Here is a 7,703-nt window from a genome sequence, read left to right as displayed (position 1 = left end):
TGCCCAGTGAGTGATTTTGAACTTTTGCTTTGCCACGGGATACCGCTATTGGATCAGGAATAGGGTGATCTGATCCTGATTGCTGTCAGAAGTTCGATTTATTCAACAAAGCCATAAGCCGCCTGACTGAAGGACTGTTGAGCGCCATGCACGATGTGTTTTTTGCCCGGCAATTTCAGGGAGTATAAAGGAGAAGCAGAATATTCAGTAGGGGAGTGTTGGCTTGCGCCCTGGTGTTGAGAAACGGTTGAGAGAAACGCTGTTTTTGGCGTGCTGTGGCACGCCTCGGGGGGATAGTTCAATCAAGTATTCCGTGTTTACTACGCTACGCAAGCCTTCTGTAGCAAGCGTTCATATTCTCCGCACAGTATCCATTTTATGGGCTCATCTTCTTCAATAACGGGAAAGCGCCCACGGCCTTCCAGAAAGCAATTATCCGCCTTATCATCGTTGACCATCGACACCTCCCAGCCCATCACAAAGGCTTTTTCCGCCCAAAAACGATGGTATAAGTAAGGCGGCAGGCACACCCCTTGCCCAGGCTTTAGGACCAGCGTTTCACAGGCAGTGAGGGTTCGCAGACAGCCATCGACCACCACCTCGACGGGACGACGGGTGTCCAGGTGTTTGTCTTCTGTAGCCCAGGCCAACTGCATACACAACTCACCGCCCCCCCGATTGAGGATGTCTTCCATTTTGTGATAGTGAAAGTGCCAGGGCGTCTGCTGGTTTTCCTGGATCTGGAGCATTTTCTCGGCGTAAGGCTTGGGGTAACGCGCATCAGACAATGACCCGTTGCGCAAAGTCAGCAGGGTCAGTCCTGTGTTGGCAAAATCGCCGCTACCAAAGTCGGTAATATCCCAGCCAAGTTGCAGGTCGATGACTTCTTGCCACTCCGCGAGGTTTTTTTCGCGCCACTGTTGGGCGGTGAAAAAGGCAAATGAGGGTAGGCTGAGTTTAAATGTCTCCGCCATCGCATGAGCTTTATTAATCGTATAATTAATCCGCGAACGTTTCATTTTGATCTCCACTTCTTACTGCAAGCCAGGCGGCACCCCGCATTCCGCTGCTGTCGCCGTGCTGTGCCTTGATCACGGGGGTTGAGTAGTAATCGGTAAATACCAGAGGGGCAATTTCCGCACCAATATCGTGAATCAGCGAGTCAGCATTTGACAGCCCGCCCCCTAGAACAATCACGTGAGGGTCAAGAACATTGACGATGGTTGCAAGCGTGCGGGCGAGTTGATGGCGATAACGCGCAATCTGTTGCATCGCGCAAGGCTGACCTGCGGCCGCTCGTGTCAGAATCTCTTCACTTGTCAGTGTCTGCTCAGTGAGTTGTCGATAGCGTTCACTTAAGCCGGTGCCCGATATAAAGGACTCCACGCAATTGTACTTGCCGCAATAACAGCGAACTGCTGGCCCATCTTGTTCGGCTTCGTAGCCTGGTAATGTTATATGCCCGCACTCTGCGGCATTTCCCCACGCCCCGACAAAAGGCTGCTTATTGATAGCTATCCCACCGCCGCATCCTGTCCCCAGCGTTATGCCGAACACGGTCTGCGCATGTTCACCCGCACCATCACAAGCTTCCGATAAGGCGAAACAATTACCATCATTGGCCATCTGTAAGGGCTGCTTGATGGCTTGCTCGAGATCGTGTTTTAACGGATGGCCGTTAATGACCTGAATATTGGCGTTTTTGATCATGCCAGTAACGGGGGAGAGACAGCCTGGTAGCGCGATGCCAATCGCAAGTTCCACACCCGATTCCTGGCGGATGTGGGTAATAAAGCGCTCGACGCCTGCCACAAAGAGCCGGTAGCTGGTTTTGTCAGTAGCGCTGCGATAACGTTTTATCTCAGTGCCATGCCTGTCCATCACCACTGCCGCCATTTTGGTTCCGCCGATATCCAACCCCAGAAAGTGCATACCTCACTCCATGTTGTTGCCTGGGGCGAGCAAGCCCGCCCCAAAGCGTATTAATAGAGGCTGGCCTTACCGGTCGAGCCAAATAACTTCATCTTGTGGCGGATCACTTCCCGGGCGGCATTAATCGGTTCAGGATAGATGACGTTCGGATCCCACCAGGTTTCTTTCGCGAGGATTTCACGCACTTTCTGGAAGTATGCAAATTTCATGTCGCTGGAGATATTAATTTTCCCCACGCCTAGGGTGACTGACTCTGCGATCTCCGGGTCCGGGTTGGCGGAGCCACCGTGCAACACTAACGGAATAGTCAGACGCCCGGCGATGTCGCGCAAAATATTCATCTCCAGTTTTGGCTGCATCCCTTTCGGGTAAATACCATGAGCCGTACCGATTGCCACCGCCAGCGTATCGACACCTGTTCGTGCGACAAAATCCTCAGCCTGTAGCGGATCGGTGAAGGTAATTTTCGACACACCACCTTCTACTGATGTGCCCGTTTGCCCAATGGTGCCCAGCTCACCTTCTACAGAAACCCCCACGGCATGAGCAAGACGTACCACTTCGCGGGTCAATGCCACATTCTCTTCATACGGCAGCAGTGAGCCGTCGATCATGACGGAAGTGAAGCCGCACTGGATTGCTCGCAGTACATGTTCTACAGAGGCACCGTGATCGAGATGCAGGGTAAAAGGCACGTGGCTGCGTTGTGTAATGTCACGCACATAGCTAAAAAACGCATCGCCAACAAAATCGTGCTCGCTTGGGTGAATAGAGATTATCGCCGGGGTATTCGTTGCTTCTGCTTCTTCAACAACGGCACGTATGAAGCAGCTATCTGCAACGTTAAATGCACCAATCGCAAAACCGTGTTCACGGGTGGGTTTCAGTAATTCTTGCATTGAAACTAACATCGTTATTCTCCAGTTTCAGGTTGTAGTTGCCCCTGCCAGGGCGCATGTGCGCTGGCAGACAAGGCATGTCAGAAAAAAATCAGGCTTTGTTAATGGCGCCAGAGGCTTCCAGATAAGGGACAATGGCTTCTTCGCAGGCGCGTTCCATCACGGAGAGCGCGTCAGCCAGTTCAATCGAACTGTCGTGGCATAAGGTATGCAGAAGTGCCGCCTTACCCGCCTCGAATACGGCTGCCCCGACATTGATTTTTGCTACCCCCAGTGACGGACAGCGCCGCAACTGATCGAAGGGCGTGCCGCTGCCACCGTGTAGCGCTAGAGGGACGCTGGACTCATGTTGCAACTGAGCCAGGCGGTCAAAATCGATGACCGGGGTGACGCCGGGCGCATACATGCCATGTGCCGTTCCCACGGATACCGCCAGCAGATCAATACCTGTCTGAGCGATAAAGGGGGCAACATCTTCTGGCTGCGTCATTAAGTCCACATTACGGATAGGGTCGTACCAGGGGGCGTTGCCAAGGTGACCCAGCTCGCCTTCCACGCACACTGCGGCGCTGGCTGCCAATTCAACCACCTCAAGGGTCTGGCGAATGTTTTCTGCCAGTGGAAATGCTGAAGCATCAATCATCAACCCACTGAATCCAGCCCGAAACGCCTGTCTCAGGTATCGCGGATCTTTGCCGTGATCAAGGCTGAGCGTCACGGGCACAGCGGCTTCTTCTGCCAGCGTTTTGACGACGGCTGCGGCCATTGCGGGTGGGAAATGCCCCAGATGCCCTTGGTAGAGATTGAGGATGATCGGTGCACGGTATTTTTCTGCTATGCGAACTGCCGCCCGCGCGCTTTCAAGATTCATGCAATTGATAGCCAGAAGCGCGTACCCTTCGCTTGAGGCTTTCGCCACCATGTGCTTCATATTTGTGTACATAACGCCTCCGGTTATTCCAGGGTGAAGGTGATTTCTTCGTCTTTCACTTTCTGGTCGGTGAGTTCGTCGAACTCTTCATCACGCTCGGTGACAGGTTTCTTCCACAACGACAACATAACGCCGCAAATTACCGTGCCAATTCCCAGTGCCAGGCAGAACAACAAAGGGTGAGTAAAGAGTGGGACGACAAACATCCCGCCATGTGGCACCGGGCTTTCAACCCCCCAGACCATGATCAAGCCGCCTGCGACTGCTGATGCCACCACACAGGAACCGACAACACGGAGCAGGTCACGAGCCGCAATCGGAATCACCCCTTCAGTGATCATGCAGATCCCCATTGGGAAGGCTGCTTTCAGCGCCTCGCGTTCAGCTCGGGTGTATTTATGCCGCGTCAGCAGGAAGGAGAGTGTGATGCCAAAAGGCGGGATAATAGAGCCGACAAACTTCACGGCCTCCGGGCCATATACGCCGCTTACCAGTAACCCATCTGCAAATAACGACATGGTTTTATTCACTGGCCCACCGAAATCAAAGGTTGCCATAGCGCCGAGAATCGCCCCGAGCAGAAAGCGCGAGCCACCTCTCATGGATTCCAGCATGTGAATCAACGCGTCCTGTAGCCAGGCAATGGGCTTGCCAATTAGCGTCATCATCAGCAAGCCGCCGATAATGGTGCCGAGCACAGGTAACACCATGATTGGCATGAGGCCCTGCATAGACTGTGGTAGCCGTATATAACGCTTTAGCAGCACGATGGTATAACCCACGACAAAACCGCCCAACATGCCGCCAATAAAGCCGGTGTGGATCTCACCACAAACGAACCCCACAATTAGCCCTGGTGCAAAACCGGGCCTGTCGGCAATGGAGTACGCAATGGCTGCTGAGATCAGCGGTACGATGAGCCCCATTCCCCAGCCGCCGATTTGATTCAGCATCCAGGGAATGGTGCCGGTTTTTTCTCCGACGTTAGTACCGCCAAAAACTTGCCCTAATGCGATACAGATCCCCGCCGCAACAATCAGCGGGATCATCCAGGAGATGCCTGTCAATAAATGCTTTTTGATTTCCAGTGATACCGGAACTTTATTTCCACTCATTTTCGATCCCTCCAGAATAAGGATCAGGCAGTAGTTAATGTTTTTTCGACCTTTTCAATAAATTGAACCGGTGACTTTATAACAATCTCGGTTTTAACACGGACAATGCGTTTGTTTTTAAAACGCTCCTCGCCATTTATTTTTACATCCACAGCGAGAATAACGACATCGGCATTAGCAATATCTTCAGCCAATAATTCATTTTCAGTGCCGATAGTTCCCTGAGTCTCTACTTTAATATTGTGACCGAGAGATTTTGCGCCTTTTATTAATTTTTCACGTGCGATATAAGTATGGGCAATACCCGCCGTGCAGGCGGCAACACAGACAATGTTCATAGCAGACTCCAGTATTATTGTTAGCAGTAATCCGACTCCGCATACTGACTAAATAAATCAATAATCTTTTGCGGACTGGTTTCTTTGAGTAATTGCTCAATAATGTCATCATCGGCTAATGCGCCCGCGACCTGCGACAATAGCCGAATATGGGTGGTATTTTGATCTTCCAGACGTACAGCAAATAAGATGATACAGCGGACAGCGCTGCCATCCAGTGTTTCCCAAGGGATATCTTGCCGGGTACGGCCAATCGCAAGCGTAGTCGTAGTGACAGCAGACGATTTGCCATGGGGAATAGCAATATGATTTTCGAAGCCAGTGGAGCCTTCAGATTCACGTTGCCACACATCGCTGATAAACGTATCACGACAGCTAATGGCACCATCCCGTTGCAATAAATCAGTCAATTCTTCAATGGCTTCAGCTTTACTGGTTGCGGTCATATTCAATAAAACACGCCGGGTATTTAATATCTTTGTAATGTCCATCATCCTCACCTCATGGATAAATATTTAAAATTCTATAGCCGTACTTTTCGCCAAATGTAATTTCTCAGTAATCACGGCCTCAGTGACACGCTTAATATCCGCATCATTTAAAAATGCTGTGACATAGACCACTTGTCGTGCCATTTCTGGCAAATTAATGGTTGAAATAATGAGATCGATCTCGTCGTCCATTTGCAACGTTTGCAAACTGCTGGCGGAGACAACGCCAACAATGGTCCAGTCGGGAAAAGCGCGCAAAACGCGGCTTTTTAAAAGGTGCGATGTGCCTATACCCGTTGAACACACCAGTAATACACGCTTGCGGGCAACTTGCCGCTCCATCGCCGCCTGGAAATGCACTGTCATGTAGCCAACTTCATCTTCGGATACGGCTTTCTCACCCCAACTGCTAAAGACCAGATTGACGGCTCGTAGGGTTAATGGCCAGACATCAGGCAACTCACCTTTAATATCTTCCAGTAAGGGATTACGGATATAAATCTGATAATTAAGTCGGTTTATCAGTGGCTTAATATGTATGATGAGACCATCATACAGCGCCGTATCACCGCTGAGATCTATATCTACCATTTCAGAAAACGCATCGATTAAACATTGGGTCAGTTGGCGCGCTTCATCACTGGAATGCATATTACGGACCACACTAATATCATGGCGTTCTTCCATAATGACACCAGAAGAGATGATGTATTGATAAATAAACCGCACCTCGTCTTTGGGAAGCGAATGGGCCATGCGATCTTCAATACGTTGCAACATTTCTCTGGCAATGGTGAAAATTCGCTCATCAAAAATGGCATTGTTATCGCTTATTTTTGGTAGAGCATTGCCGCGAGTCGTCCGGTACATCATGATCAAAATATGGGTAAAAATATTAACGTAATAGGGCTCGCCTAATGACCAGCATAATTTATATTCCATATCGTGAAGTAGTGACTGAACAAACAGCACATCTTCCTCACCAAAATAATGCACCAGTGCTTTATAACTGCCAGGATCAAGCCGGGAATGAACCATACACCCCGGCTCACTATGATTAATAACACCATTAATTAATGATGCCATGGCCTGGCGAACACTATTTTCACTACCTTCAATATGTGTTCCAGTTTGGCTGCGAATTAACACTAAGCCTAGTGGCATCAACCAGGACTCAATCACTTTTAAGTCATTAACGATCGATGCATTGCTAATAAAGTAACGCTCGGATAATTTATTTATCGATGTGGCATTGGGCATTTCGATTAATAGTTGAGAGGCAATTTTAACGCGTCTGGCATTACTCATCATTACATCGTTTTCTTCACCTTCCACGCTGATCATATGGTCTAATTGCATAAGATCTGCGATATTATCTGCCTGTAACATCACACCAACACCAGCACGTTTATCAAGCGCTATTTTCCATTCAGATAACCATTCATCCAGACAACGTAAATCGCGCTGAATAGTTTTCTTAGACACATTTAAATAATCTGAAATTTTGAGTAACGTGACATATTCGCGTCGCGCTAAGAGAAACTTTAATAATCTGTGTTGTCGCGAGGTAATTATTTGCATTTGTTACCCTTATTACATACCAGATTACTTCTTTAAAGGGCTGTTCAGGAACAACCCCAAGGGAAGCTAGTGATGATAAATATATGAACAAATAGTGCAAGTCACAATACTAAATTGTGTCCTGACATCCGGACATAAATAAAATGAAAAGAGCGTTCCTTAATATTTAAAGCACACCTCACACTTCTGCCACAAATATGCGTGATTACGCTCACAAATATGGGTAAAGGGAAATATTATCCAGCGTACAACATGGGAATTTATTTTATCAGATGGCCTGAAACGAGATCTTGATGCGCGGTCGGCTTTGTTGAATAAATCGAACTTCTGACAGCAATCAGGATCAGATCACCCTATTCCTGATCCAATAGCGGTATTCCGTGGCAAAGCAAAAGTTCAAAATCACTCACTGGGCG

The 7,703-nt window shown here is 49.0% G+C and carries 8 protein-coding genes; all 8 read right to left on the bottom strand.

The features are described 5' to 3' along the window. Positions 1-320: 320 nt before the first annotated feature. Positions 321-1,019 (bottom strand): D-lyxose/D-mannose family sugar isomerase, encoded by a 699-nt coding sequence (locus GC128_RS22785; protein WP_151996181.1) that lies wholly within the window; start codon positions 1,017-1,019, stop codon positions 321-323. Further along, on the bottom strand, positions 1,000-1,932 hold the full coding sequence (locus GC128_RS22780) for an ROK family protein (RefSeq protein WP_151996180.1): 933 nt from the start codon (positions 1,930-1,932) through the stop codon (positions 1,000-1,002). Before GC128_RS22780 ends, GC128_RS22785 begins: the two co-directional genes overlap by 20 nt. Positions 1,933-1,982: 50 nt before the next feature. Next, the gene (locus GC128_RS22775) at positions 1,983-2,843 is read right to left on the bottom strand and encodes a ketose-bisphosphate aldolase (RefSeq protein WP_151996179.1); all 861 of its coding nucleotides are present in this window, start codon (positions 2,841-2,843) and stop codon (positions 1,983-1,985) included. A gap of 79 nt (positions 2,844-2,922) precedes the next feature. Further along, positions 2,923-3,774: a class II fructose-bisphosphate aldolase gene (locus GC128_RS22770; RefSeq protein WP_151996178.1), complete on the bottom strand. Its 852-nt coding sequence runs from the start codon at positions 3,772-3,774 to the stop codon at positions 2,923-2,925. 11 nt (positions 3,775-3,785) lie between these two features. After that, positions 3,786-4,877 (bottom strand): PTS fructose transporter subunit IIC, encoded by a 1,092-nt coding sequence (locus GC128_RS22765; RefSeq protein ID WP_151996177.1) that lies wholly within the window; start codon positions 4,875-4,877, stop codon positions 3,786-3,788. 23 nt (positions 4,878-4,900) lie between these two features. Next, positions 4,901-5,215: a PTS fructose transporter subunit IIB gene (locus GC128_RS22760; protein ID WP_151996176.1), complete on the bottom strand. Its 315-nt coding sequence runs from the start codon at positions 5,213-5,215 to the stop codon at positions 4,901-4,903. 20 nt (positions 5,216-5,235) lie between these two features. Then, positions 5,236-5,706 carry a PTS sugar transporter subunit IIA gene (locus GC128_RS22755; protein ID WP_151996175.1) on the bottom strand — a complete coding sequence of 157 codons (471 nt, stop codon included), beginning with the start codon at positions 5,704-5,706 and terminating at the stop codon, positions 5,236-5,238. A 24-nt stretch (positions 5,707-5,730) separates the two neighbouring features. Then, positions 5,731-7,287, bottom strand: coding sequence for a BglG family transcription antiterminator (locus GC128_RS22750; protein ID WP_151996174.1), 1,557 nt, complete (start codon positions 7,285-7,287; stop codon positions 5,731-5,733). Positions 7,288-7,703 lie beyond the last annotated feature (416 nt).

Source organism: Buttiauxella massiliensis, from assembly GCF_902500225.1.
In the GTDB taxonomy this organism is placed as follows: domain Bacteria; phylum Pseudomonadota; class Gammaproteobacteria; order Enterobacterales; family Enterobacteriaceae; genus Buttiauxella; species Buttiauxella massiliensis.
The sequence above is the reverse complement of the archived record's forward strand: the minus strand, read 5'-3'. Positions and strand labels throughout refer to the sequence as shown.

Bases quoted from the DNA above. Each gene is read 5' to 3' on its own strand.
- GC128_RS22785 (WP_151996181.1), bottom strand. From the start codon at position 1,019: ATGAAACGTTCGCGGATTAATTATACGATTAATAAAGCTCATGCGATG.
- GC128_RS22780 (WP_151996180.1), bottom strand. From the start codon at position 1,932: ATGCACTTTCTGGGGTTGGATATCGGCGGAACCAAAATGGCGGCAGTG.
- GC128_RS22775 (WP_151996179.1), bottom strand. From the start codon at position 2,843: ATGTTAGTTTCAATGCAAGAATTACTGAAACCCACCCGTGAACACGGT.
- GC128_RS22770 (WP_151996178.1), bottom strand. From the start codon at position 3,774: ATGTACACAAATATGAAGCACATGGTGGCGAAAGCCTCAAGCGAAGGG.
- GC128_RS22765 (WP_151996177.1), bottom strand. From the start codon at position 4,877: ATGAGTGGAAATAAAGTTCCGGTATCACTGGAAATCAAAAAGCATTTA.
- GC128_RS22760 (WP_151996176.1), bottom strand. From the start codon at position 5,215: ATGAACATTGTCTGTGTTGCCGCCTGCACGGCGGGTATTGCCCATACT.
- GC128_RS22755 (WP_151996175.1), bottom strand. From the start codon at position 5,706: ATGGACATTACAAAGATATTAAATACCCGGCGTGTTTTATTGAATATG.
- GC128_RS22750 (WP_151996174.1), bottom strand. From the start codon at position 7,287: ATGCAAATAATTACCTCGCGACAACACAGATTATTAAAGTTTCTCTTA.